The sequence below is a fragment of the Bacillus sp. V2I10 genome (genome assembly GCF_030817055.1).
GTDB lineage: Bacteria > Bacillota > Bacilli > Bacillales > Bacillaceae > Bacillus_P.
This window is the reverse complement of sequence record NZ_JAUSYV010000001.1, coordinates 2,871,421-2,888,680: the sequence shown is the minus strand read 5'-3', so window position 1 is coordinate 2,888,680 and position 17,260 is coordinate 2,871,421. Positions and strand designations below refer to the sequence as shown.

Below are 17,260 nucleotides of genomic sequence, written 5' to 3'. Positions count from 1 at the left end.
TTGGTACATTACACTATTCAACGGGCCCTTATGTAGAAGAACTTTAGTATCCGCTTACTCCGTTAAACTGCCCTTTAATGGAATAACTGATTTTTCCATTTTATCATAAACATCCAAACATCTTAACATTAAAAAACACACCAATTATATTACTAATTGGTGTGCATAAATAATGTGCAATTTACTGTGCGATATTACTATTTTGCACCGCTGAACCGAACCCGTTAGACAATAATGTCCCTCTCTTTTTTCAAGATCTTAAAAAGTCCAAAATTTAGCGCATTGTTGTCTACCTCCATCGACCAGATCTAGGCCAAAACAAATCCGTAAAAAAGTCAAAACCCGACTTTTCTGCAGAATTCTAATCTGCCATGACTCTAGCTAATTGGGCGCTTGCGCTTTTTTCTATATATCTCGGTCAATGATTAAATCAGAATGTCTCTTATTCATTTGTGCTGCTTTTTTTCGATTTTCGGCTGATTCGAAAATGATGTCAAAATCGTAATCCTCAGGATAAAGGTCTTTAGCTGAAATATGAAGCTGGATTCGTTTATGATTGACGGATCGTTTTGTCCCTTTCACAAAGACCGTGTAATTTCCGCCATTATCTGGACCAGTATAAACGATAGCATGCTCGTTTGTTGCTTTTATAAGCACGTTATCTCCTTTTATAAAAGTCTGAACCTCCGCCTCTTTTGCTTTTGCCTGTTTCGTCTTGTAACGATTAATCGAGATTTGTTTATCCAGTTCCTTTTTTTCATATAAATCATATTGATCTTTTCCATACTTTCTTGTCTCTTTATAAGTGATAGCATGGGCTTTTTCAATTAATTCGGGATGCATGCCTAAGCGCAGTGCGATTGAAAATGCCTGACTCTCTCCGCCTTCGCCTATCTTCAGCTTATATGTGGGCTGAAGGGTCTCTAAGTCAAAATCCATCGATCCATTTATGAATCCTTCTTCACTTTCAGTAAAATCCTTTATTTCGCTGTAATGTGTGGTGGCAAGCAAGGTGGCGCCTTTTTGATGAATTTTTTCAAGGATGACACTTGCAAGCCCCATTCCTTCACCCGGATCTGTGCCTGAACCTAATTCGTCAAGCAAAACGAGGCTATATTCATTTGTTTTCTTTAAGATTGAAATAATATTCGTCATGTGAGAACTAAACGTGCTCAAGTTTTGTTCAATACTTTGACCATCGCCAATATCCAGCAGAATCTGCTGATAGATGCCGATATAACTTTCCTTATCAGCAGGTATATGAAAACCTGATTGCGCCATCAGAACAAGTAGACCTACCGTTTTTAAAACCACCGTTTTTCCGCCCGTATTTGGACCGGTAATGACGAGTGCCTGAAAATCCTTGCCGATTTCGAATGTCAAAGGAACGGCTTTGCTGCCTAAGAGCGGATGCTTGGCATTTTTAAGATAGATCATTTTTTGATCATGAACAGCTGGTGCGGTTCCTCCAACAGCGCGGCTGTATTTTGCTTTTGCAAATAAGACATCGTAGTGCACCATCACTTCTATTGATTGAAGAAGCTGTTTTTCATGGGACTCTGCCAAGCCTGTTAAATAGCTTAAAATCTTTTCCGACTCCAGCTCTTCCTGTGACAATAAAAGATTGATCTGATCCTGAAGGGCGGCTGCATCTTCAGGTTCAACATAAAGTGTTGAACCTGAGGCTGATGCATCAAGAACGGCTCCTCTGATTTTTCCTTTATATTCTTTTTTAACAGAAACACAAAAGCGGTCGCCGCGTTCACTTATAATTGCATCCTGCAGATAGCTCTTATATTTTGAAGACTTAATGATGGAATTCAGTTTTTCTTTCAAACGTTCATTTGCAATCGCCAGTTGCTTTCTAACTTTTGACAGTTCTTTGTTCGCCATGTCGTCAACTCTTCCGTTGCGTATGCATCTGATGATTTCAGCAGCGATCTCCGGGAGCTCTTCAATCCCATATACATACGAAGAAACACGCGGTGCCAGCATTTCTTTATCTTTCATGAAACGTTTCATTTTTAAGCCATCTTCAATAAATGACAGGAGCTGGGAAAAGTGATGCGGTCTTAAGGCAACACCTTTATTGAACTGCTTTACGATGGCTTCAATGCCCTCAAGTCCTGAAATAGGAACACTGGAACTTTTCTCTAAAATCGCTGCTGCTTCGTCTGTCTCGGATAAAAGTGCCTGTATTTGCTTTACATGATTAAGCGGCATAATGGCTAAAACACGCTGCCTGCCTGAATCTGTCATTGCATAAGTGCTGATTGTTTCTTTAATAGTAAAGTAATCTAAAATGTTAAAAGTATTGTCGTTCATGTGAATATCCTCCTTAGTAACGAAAAAAAGCCGCAGTGAACAAATGTTCATTGCGGCTGAAATGGTATATAGAGCGCTTTTTCTCCATACTGCTCTCATCCTTTTTTGGACAAATAAAAAACTGTGCATAAAAACACAGCTGAGCAGGCACCTCTCATATGCTATGATTTGTTCTTAACTCATCTATCTGTGCATAGTTAAATAAGCGAAGCAAAAATCATTTTTTGCACGCTGGCACAGAGATGACCGTATGAAATTACGGATTAGTTAAGAACGACACCTAACATAGAACAAAACCCCTTTTTAAGGATGATTGTATGGAGAATAATAAAAAGCTTACCTCAAATTTACTTCACTTTCCTTTTCTTGTCAAACCCAAATTCTAAATAGTGTCATTTGAATTCTATATACTCTTATTATAAGATGAACTACATCTAATATGAATTGCTTATACATGTTTATACATCAATTTTAGGAGGTGCTGAAATGGAATTCACCTTAAGTCCTTTAGGTGATGCAGCAATAATTATTGAACTTGGAAAGACGATTGAAAAGAATATTCATGAAAACGTTCAGCATGTTTTCTCCTATTTTGATCATCATTCACCAGATTGGGTGATCGAATGCATTCCTGCTTTCACGACAGTCACGCTCATTTATGATCCCTTAAAAGCAGGCAAGACCAACCTTCATTCCCTTCCCTATCAGATTGTTTCAGAATACATAACAGAAACATTGAAAACCTTGGATAAAACACAATTTGAGATTGGAAGAACCGTTGAAATTCCAGTGTGCTATGACGGAGAGCTTGGTCCGGATCTGGAATTTGTAGCAGAACATAACAAGTTATCATCTGAAGAAGTGATCCGCATTCATTCAGCAAACGAATATTTAGTGTATATGATTGGATTCGCTCCCGGTTTCCCTTATATTGGCGGAATGTCTGAAAAAATCGCAGCACCGCGAAGAAGTTCTCCAAGATTTAAGATACCCGCTGGCTCAGTAGGAATTGCAGGAAGCCAGACAGGGATTTATCCGATTGAGACACCAGGCGGCTGGCAATTAATTGGTCAAACGCCTTTAAAACTGTTTCAGCCTGAAAGTAAATCTCCAAGTCTATTAAAAGCCGGGGATGTTATTCAATTCAAACCGATTTCTTATGATCAATTTCTTGAAGAAAAGGGGAAAATGACATGACGATTAACGTCAAAAAATCAGGACTTCTGACCTCTATTCAAGATCTTGGAAGATATGGTTTTCAAAAGTATGGTGTAATCGCAAGCGGTGCGATGGATACCCTCTCCTACAGAATCGCCAACATGCTTGTAGGAAATTCTGAGACCGAGGCAGTACTTGAAATGACGATGCTCGGAGCCCATTTTGAATTTCAGTCAGATTCTCTGATCTCTATTTGCGGAGGAGATTTATCACCCATTCTTAATGACCGTCCGGCAAAAATGTGGCGGCCGTTATTTGTGAAAAAAGGCAGTCTTCTTACATTTGGAGGAGCTAAGAAAGGCTGCAGGGCATATCTTGCCGTCGCTGGCGGATTTGATGTCCCTGAGGTGATGGGAAGCAGATCAACCTATTTAAGAGCAGGGATTGGCGGATATGATGGCAGAGCCATCGCAAGTGGGGACAGACTATCATTTGGAAAGATGTCTGAGCTGTCCATCAGACTATTTGAACGTTTTTTTGACTCCGGAACTTATTCAGAAATTAAATGGTCCGCATCTCCGGAATTTATTCCTTTCTTAAGAGAGGATGAAAGCGTACGTGTCATTAAAGGAAGGCAATATGATGACTTTACAGAGAAAAGCAAATCCATGATTTTCTCCGAACCTTTTAAAATAACACCTAATTCTGACCGTATGGGCTACCGGATGGAAGGCCCCAAACTTACATTAATAAACAAAGAAGAAATGATTTCGGAAGCTGTCAGCTTTGGAACCATTCAAGTGCCTGCAGATGGCAGCCCGATTATTCTGCTTGCTGACAGGCAGACAACCGGTGGATATCCGAAGATCGCTCAGGTGGCTTCTGTCGATTTGCCTTATCTCTCCCAATTCAAACCTGGAGAAATTGTTCAATTTAAGGAAATATCGCTCGACGAAGCTCAGGAGCTGCTGATTGATAGAGAAAAAAGATTGCAGCACTTTAAACAGGGGCTGCTCCTAAAAATGAGATAGGGAGATGATTAAGATGCATAAAGTTGATTTAAACTGCGATATGGGAGAAGGCTTTGGCGCTTATAAAATGGGAAATGACGAAGAAATATTGAATTACGTTTCATCGGCTAATATTGCCTGCGGCTTTCATGCAGGTGACCCCTCAACTATGAGAAAAACAGTTAAACTTGCAATAGATAAAAACGTCGGAATCGGGGTCCATCCGGGTTTTAATGATTTATCCGGGTTTGGAAGAAGAAATATTGACCTCACACCAAGAGAAGTATATGACCTGGTCGTCTATCAAATTGGAGCATTATCTGGCTTTGCCGCAGCTGAAGGAGGATCTCTCCAGCATGTGAAACCGCACGGTGCCCTTTATAATATGGCTTCAGTAAGCAGCCAAATTTCAGAAGCCATTGCTGAGGCCGTCTATAAAGTTGATTCCAATCTGATTCTCTTTGGACTTGCCGGCAGCGAGTTAATTTTAGCTGGTGAGAAATTAGGTTTAAAAACCGCAAGTGAGGTCTTTTCTGATAGAACCTATCAGGATAATGGTACGTTAACCTCAAGACGAGAGCCCCGTGCCTTGATTGAGGATCACGAAACAGCAGTAGCTCAAGTGATTCGAATGGTGAAAGATGGGAAAGTCACATCGCTATCAGGAAAGGACCTGTCTATTAAAGCAGATACTATTTGCATTCATGGAGATGGCGCACATGCCCTTCAATTTGCAAAATACATATCGGATGCCCTTCAGCATACAGGAATCAGCATTAAAAAAGCGAGCAAAGTTCTTACTTAAAAACCTTCAGGAGGAATCACCATGAAAAAACAATCAAACTTCAGCCTGCTGCTTGGAGCCGCATTTTTGATGGCAACTTCAGCCATCGGCCCTGGATTTTTAACACAAACCACTCATTTCACACAGGTTCTGGCTGCAAGTTTCGGGTTTGTAATTTTAATGTCTGTCATTATTGATATTGGTGCACAGCTGAATATATGGCGCATCATTGCAGTGGCTGAGAAACCAGCACAGGATATAGCGAATGCTGTCCTCCCTGGTCTTGGGTATTTTATCTCTATCCTAATTGTGCTTGGGGGACTTGCATTTAATATTGGGAATATCGGAGGAGCTGGCCTAGGCACAAATGTGATGTTCGGGATGTCTTCTCAAACAGGAGCCATCCTGAGCGGCATCGTCGCTATTGGGATATTTCTTGTAAAAGAAGCCGGTAAAGTGATGGACCGTTTTGCACAAGTTATGGGTTTTGTCATGATCGCTCTAACTGTTTTCGTCATGGTTTCAGCCCAGCCGCCTATTGCTGAAGCAGCTATTAAAACGGTTATGCCTGACACGATTGATTATCTTGCGATTGTCACTCTTGTAGGGGGAACTGTTGGAGGATATATTACATTTGCAGGAGGACACCGATTGCTTGAAGCTGGCATTAAAGGACAAGCAGCCCTGCCTCAAGTAACGAAAAGCTCCATCTCTGCAATTGGCATTGCATCCATCATGCGTATATTCTTATTCTTGGCTGCTTTAGGTATAGTCGCTCAAGGATTGGCTTTAGATCCTGCTAATCCTCCTGCTTCCGTTTTTAAACATGCCGCTGGAAATGCAGGCTACAAAATGTTTGGAGTCATAATGTGGGCAGCTGCTGTAACGTCTGTAGTCGGTGCTGCTTATACATCTGTTTCATTCATACGAACCTTCAATCCAATGATTGAGAAATATCATAAATGGTTTATTGTCGGATTTATTGCAGTCTCCACCTTTGTATTTGCTTTAATTGGGGAACCTGTTAAAATCCTTATTCTGGTAGGTTCGCTCAACGGATTAATTTTACCTATCGCCCTTGGAGTTATGCTGATTGCTGCGCATAAAAAGAAAATTGTCGGTGATTATAAGCATCCACTTTGGTTAACTGTTTTCGGCGGATTGATTGTAATCGCGATGGCCGCCATGGGCGGATATTCACTAATAAATGGATTGCCTCATTTATTTGATTAAATAGATAGTACCTGTTACTTTGCTGAGAGAGAAATAGCCAGTGTGTCTTTAATTCTTACTGGCTGTTTCTTCATTCTAATTTTTTTAAAGAAAGGTGAGAAATTTGATTATAGTCAATAATCTTATATTGATTATCGCAATAGGATATATTGCTAATGCAAGCATTTATCAAATTAGTCTTTCCTGAACCTATTTCTCCATTTGACAAATTTGATAAAATCTCATTTATTACAGCTCCATGTGAAACAATTAACACTTTCCCCCCTGAAAATCGATCATTAATTTGATCTATTCCGGCCATTACACGTTTTGTGAAAATTCCTTTATCTTCTTGATTTGAATAGTCACCGTTAGGAAATGACGATAATCTCTCCTCAAGATTCATTCCTTCTGCATCACCAAAACCTCTTTCCATAAGATCGGATATTTCAATAAGAGGCACATTTAAATCTCTATTAATAATTTCCGCTGTTTGTCTTGCCCTTTTAAGCGGACTTGTAATGATTACATCCCAGGTTGTTTTTTTTAATAGCTCCCTGCACTCATGAGCTTGCTGAATTCCATTAATATTTAGTGGAATATCCGTTTGTCCTTGAAGTTTCCCCAGTGCATTCCAATCTGTTTCACCATGTCTAACGATACATATTATTGTAATATTAATCAATCCTTTCGAATTATATAAAACACGCGTTATTAGAAAACCTGCGTCATTCTTATACCCTTCAATTTCTCATTTTTTATATGTTATCGTAAATGGCTACAACGATAATTGTTTGTTGCCAAATCCCAAAATTGTACTTTTAAGAACATAGTCTCCTCGAGGTATGAATTCAAAAGAGTAATTTCCTTGCAGATCAATCTTTGCAGTTTGGAGCACTACTCCCGATAGATCAAATAAATGAACATAGTGTTGTTTTTCTGCCAGCTTTCCTTTGAGGTTTTCTGGAACTTCATCTTTATACGTCATGCCAGATTCAACCGATTTATTCTGGGATTTTATTTGATTTAGGAGTTTTTTGTCCGGGTGCCACTTAACCGTCTTTGGGGAGGAATTATTGATACTGTTTGTTTTTTGAATTTTATTATAAAGGTTAAGAATACATTTAAAGTGCTCTTTTATTGTCCAGTGCTGTAATGCGAATTTCTGTGCACGTTCACTCAATTGCTGGCGAAGATTATGATCATTTAGAAGCAGTCGCAGCTTTTCCTCAAGTGCTTTGCTATTAGCTGGTGGAACAAGCAAACCGTTTTCTCCATTCTTAATGATTTCAGGTATCCCCCCGACATTAGTAGAGATTATTGGTTTTTTTGACATTTGTCCTTCTAAGAGAACAATAGGGAAAGTATCATGCAGTGAAGGTAATACAATAATATCGCTTGATGACATCAGATAAGGGATATCCTCTCGTCTGCCAAGAAAGGTAACAAAAGATTGAATTCCCAGTTTAATTGTTAAATCATTCAATTCCTCATGATGTGTGCCATCCCCTGCCAATAAACAATGAAAGTCATCCCTTTCATTAGTGAGTTTTTGGAGAGCCTCAAAAAGAAAACGATGCCCTTTAATGGGGACAAGGCGTGCAGGACAAAGAATTATCTTTTTATCTGAAGGATTTCTATTTGCTATTTCTTTTCCAATGAATTTTTCGGATAAAATACCATATGGAAGTACCTGAATATTTTCTGATGGTACTCCTATATCTGTTAATTTCTCTTTAAGCCATAAGCTTGGAACAATTGTGGTATCTCCTGATATTGAACCTAAGAATTCTTCGGCCTTGATAAATTGCTTTTCTTGACTTGTTTTACTGTGGTATTCCCCTGTAATTATAGCTTCATGGTGCTTACAATTATGCAGAGAAATAATAAGCGGGATGTGGGAAGGCTTCGTACGGGAAAGTGCCCGTGCCATCATAAAATCCTGACAGTGTATTAGGTCGTATTCATTAAGATCCAGTTTCATGGCAGCCCGTTCCAAACAATATCGTTCCATCTCACGCCAAAAAATCCAAGGATGATACTTCTTGGAATAAGAAAATATATACTGATCAACGAGGCTTTTTTTGATACTAATCTTATCAGCCTTTTGTTTTTCCCCAATTTGGATATTTACCCATTGTTCATCATGTGATAATAAATCAACATGATGACCATTTTTCTTAAGCTCTTCTCGTAATATGTCAATATAAGTTGATGGACCATTAATATTAGGTGAATAACGATAATAGGCTAATAGAATTTTCATATTTTTACCTCCTTCATGAGCACACTTCTCATTCATATACAATATTCTTTGCCCCCTTTTCAATATATGGCTATAAATAAGAATATATATTTCCTTCAAAAATTTATTCAGCATTCATCAAGCTTATTATTCAATCAAGCTCTGCTTGTGCTGTGTTCTACATTTCCCAAATTTGATTATCATTTCAGCTATAAATAAATGTAGAATTTGCATTTTGTTTGAATACAAATATGTTGCTGAATCTGCGTAGAGACTTCTACTGTTCTATTCTTTTAAAAAGGTAATCTCATTAACAATAAGATTTGCATCTGCAATAACAATCTTATTGTTAATGAGATTACTGAAAAAACATTCACAGCATTTGCTGCATGACAAAATCGTACGTTTCCTTTAATCCTTGATCAATGCTGTAAATTGGAGACCAATGCAGGATCTTGTCAGCCTTGCTGTTATCAAGGCAACTATGTTCAATATCACCAGGTCGTGCTTTAGAATTTGTTATAACAATTTGTTTACCGTGAATTTTTGATAGAATATGTGCCAATTGATTAACAGTTGTTGGATTAGCCGTACCTATATTTATAATTTCATTTTCACCTTTTTGAATTGCTGCAAGATTTGCTTTAACCACATCTTTTACATAAACAAAATCACGTGTTTGTTCTCCATTACCGTGTATGATTATTGGCAGACCTTTTTTAATACGGTCTAAGAAAATGGCAACAACTCCCCCTTCTCCCTTAGGAGTCTGGTTAGGTCCATATACATTTGCATACCGTAACACTGTATAAGAAAGTCCGTAGAGTTGTTGGTAAATGCGTAAATAGCTTTCAGGAGTAAGTTTAGAAACACCATAATATGAAATTGGCTGAGTATCAAAGGTTTCAGAGAGGCGATCGGCATTATAATCACCATAAACTGCACTAGATGAAGAATAAATGATTTTTTTTTACAGAAGAAGACTCGCTGCAAGCCTGAAGTAAATTAACAGTTCCCATAATATTCACTTGTGAGTCATACCCTGGATCTTGAATCGATTTAAGAACATCAACTTGTGCAGCAAGATGAAAAACGACATCAGGTTTTTCATTAATTATCACATCTCTAATGTCAGGACTGCGTAAATCAAGAACATGTAAAATTGCTTTAGGATGAACATGCTCCATTTTACCGGTTGATATGTTATCGATGATGTGCACATCAAAACCTTCAGAAATTAATTCCCCGACGAGGTGAGAACCAATAAATCCTGCTCCCCCAGTAACTATAGCTTTCATTTTAGAATCTCCCATCTTTGCCAAAGACAAAATTGCGATACCACTCAATTCTTTTTCGATATCCATTTTCAAATTTTGTCCTTGGTTCATTATCTACTGTAAAATACGCTTTTCCATATCTTTGTAGTCCAGATACAGGGCTTATAGTTGTCTGGAATAATAAATTCATTTTTTCCTATAAATCATTTAACAAGTATTACTGCTGCTTATTTTTTTACTTACATTAAATAAGTACAATATTTCTATATCCCTTTAAATTTTGAGTTGAATTTCTAGTATCAATTACCAAAGAGGATTCTTGTACGATTGATTCATAGGGCAGACAGCTATGATCGGTCAGTATCAGGGTGCAATCAGCCTGTGTTAGCTCACTGCTTGCCAAACTTTTGCTTTTCATTATGGAAGTTCCCAATTTAATTTCGCTGATAAATGGATCATGGAATACTACATTTGCGCCTGCATTTATCAGCTTCTCAATCACTCTAAGTGCCATTGATTCCCTCAGATCGTTAACGTCTTTTTTATATGTGACTCCAATCGCAAAAATATGACTTTCATTTATCGGCTTCTTCAGTTCTTTTTCAATTTTGCGAAGAATGAATTCCGGCATTTGCTCGTTTACTTTATGTGCAAAAGTTATAAAATCGAGATCTATGTTGTATTCCTTGGCTTTCCATAGGAGGTATAAAGGGTCTACTGGAATACAATGCCCTCCAATTCCCGGACCAGGATAATACGGGGTAAATCCATAAGGTTTAGTGCTGGCTGCAGATATTACTTCCCACAAATTTATGTCCATCTCATCGCATAGCATTAACAGCTGATTCATTACTGAGATATTTACAAAACGCTGATAATTCTCTAATATCTTCGTCAGTTCTGCTACCTTTGGAGACGATACAACTACAACTTCGTCAAATATAGACTCATATACTGTTTTAGCTAAATCCGTACAAGCTTTGGTCACCCCTCCCACGACTTTGGGAATAGTGCTGATTTTTTGTTTTTCACCAGGATTAATCCGTTCAGGTGAATAAGCTACGAAAAGATTCTTGCCTACATTAAAACCAGTTGACTGTAAATATGGAACAATTTCTTCTTCTGTCGTTCCAGGATAGGTTGAACTCTCCAAGACGATTATCTGGCCAGATTTAATAAATGGGCTGGAATTTCTTAAAGCCGCACGCACGAATGTTAAGTCAGGTTTTGCATGTTTATCAAGAGGAGTAGGCACACAAATAATTACGGCATCAGCCTTATTGATTGCTTCAAAAGAACTTCCTGGATGAAAATCCCCCATTAAAAACATTTTTTTTATATCTTCATTTGAAAAGTCGGACAAGTAACTTTGGTGTTTTAAAAGACAGTTTATCTTTTTGGCATCTATATCGATTCCATATACTGTGTGTCCTTTTTCCAGAAACATATTGGAAAGGGGGAGTCCAACGTATCCCAATCCTATAACAGCAATTTTCAATAAAGAATTGTCGTTCAACGGCTTTTCCTCCTAGTACAAATATATTTCATACTATGACCCCTCCGTTTTTATGCACCGTATAAACGCCCTTATTTCCTTAATATAGGTTAGGAATCTTGCTGTTTTAGGCCATCATCTTTAAAACTAATTAAAAAGCCCACTCCTATTTGTAAAGATGAACATAGGATATCCAGATATTTATTCATGAAAGGAAGAAGTAAATGAAAATTCTTTTAGCAACCTATTGGTATCTTCCTCACGTTGGCGGGGTTTCCACACATGTTTATGGGTTGAAACGCGAGCTTGAACAGTTAGGTCACGAGGTTGACGTACTGGCACATCACCCAGATATGCAAAAGTATTACATGCCCAACAATGGACGCTTTCTTGAAAAACCTAAAGTGAAGGATTTAATTTATGAAAAGGTACTAGGATTTTACAAAGAAAATATTTCACAGGTGGATCCGTGGATCAGATGGCGAGAAATTGAACGCTACAGCTACGAAGCAGCAGCAGCAGTTTTTGGCCTGACAAAATACGATTTAATCCATTCGCATGATATCGTTTCAACTAGAGCATTGTGGCGCGTTAAACCAAAAGAGGTTCCGTTAATTTCAACAATCCATGGATGCCTGGCAACTGAACATATTATTTCTGGAGAAATAAAGTCAAGAGATAGTCTTCAGTGGAAATATGCATCTACCGAGGAATACTATGGTTCCACGTCAAGCAACATTACAATTGTCCCAACAAAATGGCTTAAAGAACTATTGGTAAATGATTTTAATGTCCCTGCAGACCATGTAACAGTCATTCCTTATGGAATGGATATCGACAAGTTCATAGAACAAACTGAAAAATTCCCGAAGCTTGAGCGCCCTACTGATAAGAAAATAATTATCTGTCCTGCGCGTCTTGTTCCTGTTAAAGGGCACGAATACCTGTTAGATGCATTAGCAAAACTAAAAAAGACTAGAACAGACTGGCTCTGCTGGATCATTGGAGACGGAGAAATACGAAAACAATTGGAACAACAGACTGCACAATTAAATTTAGCAGATGAAGTTACCTTTTTTGGAAAGAGAGAAGATGTTCCGAGCCTGCTCAAGCAAGCTGATATTTTCGTTCTTCCAAGTCTGCAGGATAATCAGCCATTTTCCGTTATGGAAGCACAAACGGCAGGTAAAGCAGTTGTTGTGACTGATGCAGGAGGAATTCCTGAAATGGTGGAAAACGGAAAAACCGGTTTTATGGTTGCTTCTGGTGAAAGTGAGCCATTATTTGAAAAATTAGAGAAATTATTAGAAGATGATGACCTTAGAAATGAGTTAGCTGAGAATGCTCAAAAAAAGGCAGAGGAAAAATGGTCACTGCAAACAATGATGGACAGTATTTGTGAGGTATATCAAAACATTGTCAGGAGGGATTTTCGTTGAGTAACAAACGCAAGGTGATAATGACATATGGAGAGAAAAGCGAAAAGGAGCTATCAAAGAAAAAAAGATCTCAGAGTTCCGATTTAGGTAATTTTATAGAAGATCATGAAGAAAAGAAAAAAATAATCAGAAACCTAATAGAAGATAATCAAAATTTGCTCGCGGAATCTGATCAACTGATTGCGGAAAACAAAAAAATGAAAAAAATGACTGAGAAATTAGCTGATGATATCAAGACCATTCAGGCCATAAAAGCTGAAAATGATGCAGTGAAGAAAAAAAACAAAATGCTGACTGCTGATTTCAATAGCCTCTTAGAAGAAACTGATATTATAAAATCAGAAAACAAAAAAATAAAAAAAATGATAGCCGGACTTAAAGAAGATCACGATACTCAGTTTACTGAAACCGAAAATCTGAGATCTGAAAACAAAAAGATGAAAAAAATGATAGCCAGACTTAACGAAGATTATAATACTTTGCTGTCTGAAACTGAGAACAATCAGAACTTAACTGCAGAATTTGAAGCTCTGAAAAACAAAAACATAGCACTACTAGGAGAAATTGAAGAACTGAAACGCACAGTTTCAGAACTGGAAAAACAAAATGAAACGCTAAATTCAAATAGCGAATTAATAAAAACGGAGGCAACTAAAGTAAAAACGAATGCATTGGGAATAAAGATTGAGTATGACAAACTAATCAAGGAAAATAAAAAAATTAGAACAGAGAATGAAAAACTCCTCTTAGAGAACTCAAAATTGAAATCTGAAATAGCGGACGAAAATGCAGATTCTGAGGACGAAGCAATCGAAGGTGCTGTTCCATTAAATAAGAACTGGAATTCCTTAAGTCTTGGAACAGAAATGTATGAATCGCTGTTCTCATGTAAAGTAGATACTCCTCAAGTCTGGATTGATCCGCTTGTATGGAATATCGTATACGCAGCTGTACCATCTGATTATACAATACCCGATTCTAAATTTGTAAATAGTCTCAGCACCCATGTTGCCCGTGAGCTGTTAAAGCCTACTTTCTCATCAGATCAATCCCTTAAATTGGATTCGTTTCTTGATAATCTGACTCAGCAATTTTCAGAGTTTAATAATACTCCTTATTTAAACGAATAAAGGAATCCTAAAAAGAAGTCAGAAATTATTGTCTGGCTTCTTCTTTTTGAAGTAAAAAGGAAAAAAATAGATTTTCATTCTCTGTATCAGGGGGAATTTTGCAAGTGACATAATGGTTGCAGTATCGGGTTATCCGTAGAAAGGTGTTGGATTTGATCAAAAATTACTTAATACAAGATCTAACTTTTAGCTCAGAAGCATAGCGATCCTATATAATCAACTTTCTCGATACATATGAATATCAAATTGTGTTTTGTCCTTTTGATGAATATGGCAGCACATTATCCAAATAACGCATTTTAGCATGTAAATAACATAATCAAATACAATCGTTTCATAATAAAATGTGATCATTTTACATTTAAAATAGTCTATCAACCTATCTCTTCTCAATAGTAGATTGCATAAATTATAGAAGCAGCACTTTGTACATCACTTTACACTAAAAGAAAAAAATATTACGAATCTTGTCGCCCATTCTTGTTGGAAAGATTCGTTAGGAGGATTCAAATAGTGAAGCACAAGCCATTTTATCTGATTGATATTTGGTATGGAGATCAAAGCATTGATTTATTTGGAAATCATATAGAAGTCGGGGATATTGATGGAGACGGAATTGATGAGATAATTATTTCATCCCCAACAGCTTCTGTTATTACTGGTAAAAATAGCGTTAACCCTAAAGAACGCATCAGCTCAGGAAAGGTAACTGTGATGAAGGGTGATCATAACAATGTTCTATTTGAATGGAGCGGGCAGGATAATTATGTCCATTTTGGTTATGCAGTCACACTTGGAGATATAAATGGTGATGGAGTTCAAGAAATAATGATCTCTTCCCCATATGAAGGAAATGAAGATTTAATAGAATGTGGGGCAGTTCGTGTTTTCTCAGGTGTTACAGGAAAACTAATAAACACGATCTATGGAAGTCAAAGTTACCAAAGATTAGGCTACACCCTGGCTGCTGGAGATATTAATCGAGATGGTATTGATGAAATTATCATAACGTCGTCTCTCTATGACGAAGAAGGAAAGAAAGATTCTGGTATAGTGGAGGTATATTCTGGCTTAGATTCTTCTTGCCTTTATTCATTTTCAATCAAAGAAAAAGAACAATTCGGGTATTCTCTTGCAGTTGCAGATATTAATATGGATGGTTATAAAGAGATTATTATCGGGGCACCTGAAGCATCAACAGAAGAAAAGATATGCTGTGGTAAAGTATATGTATATTCTGTAACGAATAGAGAATTATTGTTTCATCTCGAAGGAGTAAAATCAAGAGATCGCCTAGGGACATCTTTGGGAGCTTCTGACATGACCTTTTACAATAAAAGCCAAGCAGCTATTGTGATTGGAAGCGGTTTTGCAAGCTCTTATGGGTATATTCAAAATGGTCAAATTTCAGCCTATTCAGCTCAGGGTAAATTTTTATTTGGAATACATGGCGAATATCATCACGAATCATTAGGGAAAAAAATTGTCCTTTATGATATTGATGGTGATGGCATCAATGAAATTATCGGCGGAACCAATGGCAGTTATGTTATCATCCTAGATGGATCAACAGGTAAAGCAGTAAAGAAAATATTCGGAGAAGAGAATGTTTTTTTCAGTGCTTCATTAGCTGCAGGAGATATAAATGGTGATAATCAAGCAGAAATAATGATTAGCTCGTTAGCCACTAAATATAAAGGAGAATTGAGAGGAGCCATTTATTTATTTTCTGCAGACTCACATAATAAAGGTACTTTTAAAAATCAAAATTAAAAATTAGAATTTAAACAGCGCAAGGGTTTGGTTTTTAGACCAATTCCCTTGCGCTGTTTTATTGAAGTTTTATCTTTCTTCATTCTCTGCGATAATGTCATTTTCTACTGCTGCATCAATGTTTTCAAAGTCTGATTCATTATCTACTGCTGCATCAGTATTTTCAAAGTCAGATTCATTATCTACTGCTGCATCAGTATTTTCAAAGTCTGATTCATTTCCTCTTAACTTCTTGCCTTCAAATATTAACACTTCATTAAGAAGGGATAATTCACTATAGAATTGTTCCTCAACTTCTTCTAAACTTTCATCATCATCTTCATCAATTGCTTCTTTAACGTTAATAGGTGTTTCAGACGGCATATTCTTATACATATCTGTATTTTGATTTTCTAACCATGGTGCAGTCCCAGGACCTGTACCTGGAGCTGTTCCTGGTCCAGTAAAAGGGCCTGTTCCTAATCCTTTATTTTGAGGCATGATTGGAGCTTTATACATACTATTTTGTATGACTCCATTATCCTTTACCTTGCGGATCCAAGCTAGTTTTTCTTCGACAGTTAAACTAATGGGAATCAATTCTTGAATATGATTAGGAAGGTTTTGAAGCTCAGTATCTAGAATATAATCTACGAGTTTTTGAAGTTTTACTTCTCTTGAATCAAATGATTTTGAAAGTAGGGACAATACTTTCTCCACATTATTTCCAGCTTGATTTGTATAATATTGATTCATTCCTCCAGTAAATAAGCCCGCTTTTTTCGCTTTTAATATCCAGCCTAATTTATCCTCTGGCAATAACTGAGCTGGAATCAGCTCGTGGAAATGATCAGAAATTGCATCAAGTTCACCTTTTAAAATTTGGAGTACTTGCTGCTCAAGTTCTTTTGTGTTATCTTTCATACTTCCTGTCATTAAGCTTTATCCTCCTTTCTTATTATTTTTTATAAAGCAGCGTCAATATCCATAGTACAGGGATATTATATTATTAAGATATGATGCAAACTTATCTTTGCATGGACGAACGGCATGCGTTTTTCCTTTTTATTTGCAGTAATAACTTTTAAAAAATAGTCTGCTTGGTTGCAGACTATCTTTTTGCCAATTTATACGGCTTTACTTTATAAAAATGTTTTTCAGCCTTATAACATCAGGGATTAAATAATCCTCTGGCAGCAGGTGCTTTATTCTTTTTAATAGATCTTCATCTTCTTGCGAGATAATATCAGTATCACTTTTAAACCATTCTTGAACTGATATAGGTGATGGCGAAATCTTTGCTCGATGTAAATTTAAGAGCATCTCTGTATCAGGCAGAGAATAGGAAGAAGATAATTTGTTCTTTAATGCATTCCATTGCTTAGGGTCAGGCTTCGTATCAAAAGAATATCCAAAAATACTATTTCTCATAT

13 protein-coding genes and 1 pseudogene are annotated in these 17,260 nt (G+C 37.1%); 7 read left to right on the top strand and 7 right to left on the bottom strand.

What is annotated here, in order from left to right; translation table 11 throughout:
- Nucleotides 1–405 precede the first annotated feature (405 nt).
- Nucleotides 406–2,325: an endonuclease MutS2 gene (locus QFZ72_RS14485; RefSeq protein WP_307434408.1), complete on the bottom strand. Its 1,920-nt coding sequence runs from the start codon at nt 2,323–2,325 to the stop codon at nt 406–408.
- Between the two features lie 486 nt (nt 2,326–2,811).
- On the opposite strand from QFZ72_RS14485, the gene pxpB reads away from it, so the two are divergent.
- From pxpB to QFZ72_RS14465, 4 genes are read left to right on the top strand one after another with little or no spacing between them, the layout of a single operon-like run.
- Entirely contained in the window at nt 2,812–3,522 is a 711-nt protein-coding gene (gene pxpB / locus QFZ72_RS14480) for a 5-oxoprolinase subunit PxpB (RefSeq protein ID WP_307434405.1), read from the top strand.
- Nucleotides 3,519–4,514, top strand: coding sequence for a 5-oxoprolinase subunit C family protein (locus tag QFZ72_RS14475; protein WP_307434402.1), 996 nt, complete (start codon nt 3,519–3,521; stop codon nt 4,512–4,514). The genes pxpB and QFZ72_RS14475 overlap by 4 nt, the downstream gene beginning before the upstream one ends.
- A gap of 13 nt (nt 4,515–4,527) precedes the next feature.
- On the top strand, nt 4,528–5,298 hold the full coding sequence (locus QFZ72_RS14470; protein ID WP_307434399.1) for a LamB/YcsF family protein: 771 nt from the start codon (nt 4,528–4,530) through the stop codon (nt 5,296–5,298).
- A gap of 21 nt (nt 5,299–5,319) precedes the next feature.
- Complete coding sequence (locus QFZ72_RS14465) at nt 5,320–6,510, top strand: NRAMP family divalent metal transporter (protein ID WP_307434396.1); 1,191 nt, start codon at nt 5,320–5,322, stop codon at nt 6,508–6,510.
- Nucleotides 6,511–6,580: 70 nt separating this feature from the next.
- Here QFZ72_RS14465 and QFZ72_RS14460 read toward each other — a convergent pair whose 3' ends face one another.
- The 4 genes and pseudogenes from QFZ72_RS14460 to QFZ72_RS14445 form a co-directional block, all read right to left on the bottom strand.
- Nucleotides 6,581–7,165: a histidine phosphatase family protein gene (locus tag QFZ72_RS14460; RefSeq protein WP_307439771.1), complete on the bottom strand. Its 585-nt coding sequence runs from the start codon at nt 7,163–7,165 to the stop codon at nt 6,581–6,583.
- A 102-nt stretch (nt 7,166–7,267) separates the two neighbouring features.
- The gene (locus tag QFZ72_RS14455) at nt 7,268–8,755 is read right to left on the bottom strand and encodes a glycosyltransferase family 4 protein (protein WP_307434393.1); all 1,488 of its coding nucleotides are present in this window, start codon (nt 8,753–8,755) and stop codon (nt 7,268–7,270) included.
- Nucleotides 8,756–9,107: 352 nt separating this feature from the next.
- Nucleotides 9,108–10,032: pseudogene (locus QFZ72_RS14450) on the bottom strand (NAD-dependent epimerase/dehydratase family protein).
- 223 nt (nt 10,033–10,255) lie between these two features.
- Nucleotides 10,256–11,527: a nucleotide sugar dehydrogenase gene (locus QFZ72_RS14445; protein WP_307434388.1), complete on the bottom strand. Its 1,272-nt coding sequence runs from the start codon at nt 11,525–11,527 to the stop codon at nt 10,256–10,258.
- Nucleotides 11,528–11,730: 203 nt separating this feature from the next.
- Here QFZ72_RS14445 and QFZ72_RS14440 point away from each other — a divergent pair, with 203 nt between their 5' ends.
- The 3 genes from QFZ72_RS14440 (at nt 11,731) to QFZ72_RS14430 (ending at nt 15,848) form a co-directional block, all read left to right on the top strand.
- Nucleotides 11,731–12,945, top strand: coding sequence for a glycosyltransferase family 4 protein (locus QFZ72_RS14440; protein ID WP_307434385.1), 1,215 nt, complete (start codon nt 11,731–11,733; stop codon nt 12,943–12,945).
- On the top strand, nt 12,942–14,075 hold the full coding sequence (locus QFZ72_RS14435) for a hypothetical protein (RefSeq protein ID WP_307434381.1): 1,134 nt from the start codon (nt 12,942–12,944) through the stop codon (nt 14,073–14,075). Before QFZ72_RS14440 ends, QFZ72_RS14435 begins: the two co-directional genes overlap by 4 nt.
- 513 nt (nt 14,076–14,588) lie before the next feature.
- Nucleotides 14,589–15,848 (top strand): FG-GAP-like repeat-containing protein, encoded by a 1,260-nt coding sequence (locus tag QFZ72_RS14430; protein ID WP_307434379.1) that lies wholly within the window; start codon nt 14,589–14,591, stop codon nt 15,846–15,848.
- Nucleotides 15,849–15,917: 69 nt separating this feature from the next.
- On the opposite strand, the gene QFZ72_RS14425 is transcribed toward QFZ72_RS14430, so the two are convergent.
- On the bottom strand, nt 15,918–16,763 hold the full coding sequence (locus tag QFZ72_RS14425) for a hypothetical protein (RefSeq protein ID WP_307434377.1): 846 nt from the start codon (nt 16,761–16,763) through the stop codon (nt 15,918–15,920).
- A gap of 201 nt (nt 16,764–16,964) precedes the next feature.
- Complete coding sequence (locus QFZ72_RS14420) at nt 16,965–17,258, bottom strand: hypothetical protein (RefSeq protein WP_307434374.1); 294 nt, start codon at nt 17,256–17,258, stop codon at nt 16,965–16,967.
- Between the last annotated feature and the right edge of the window lie 2 nt (nt 17,259–17,260).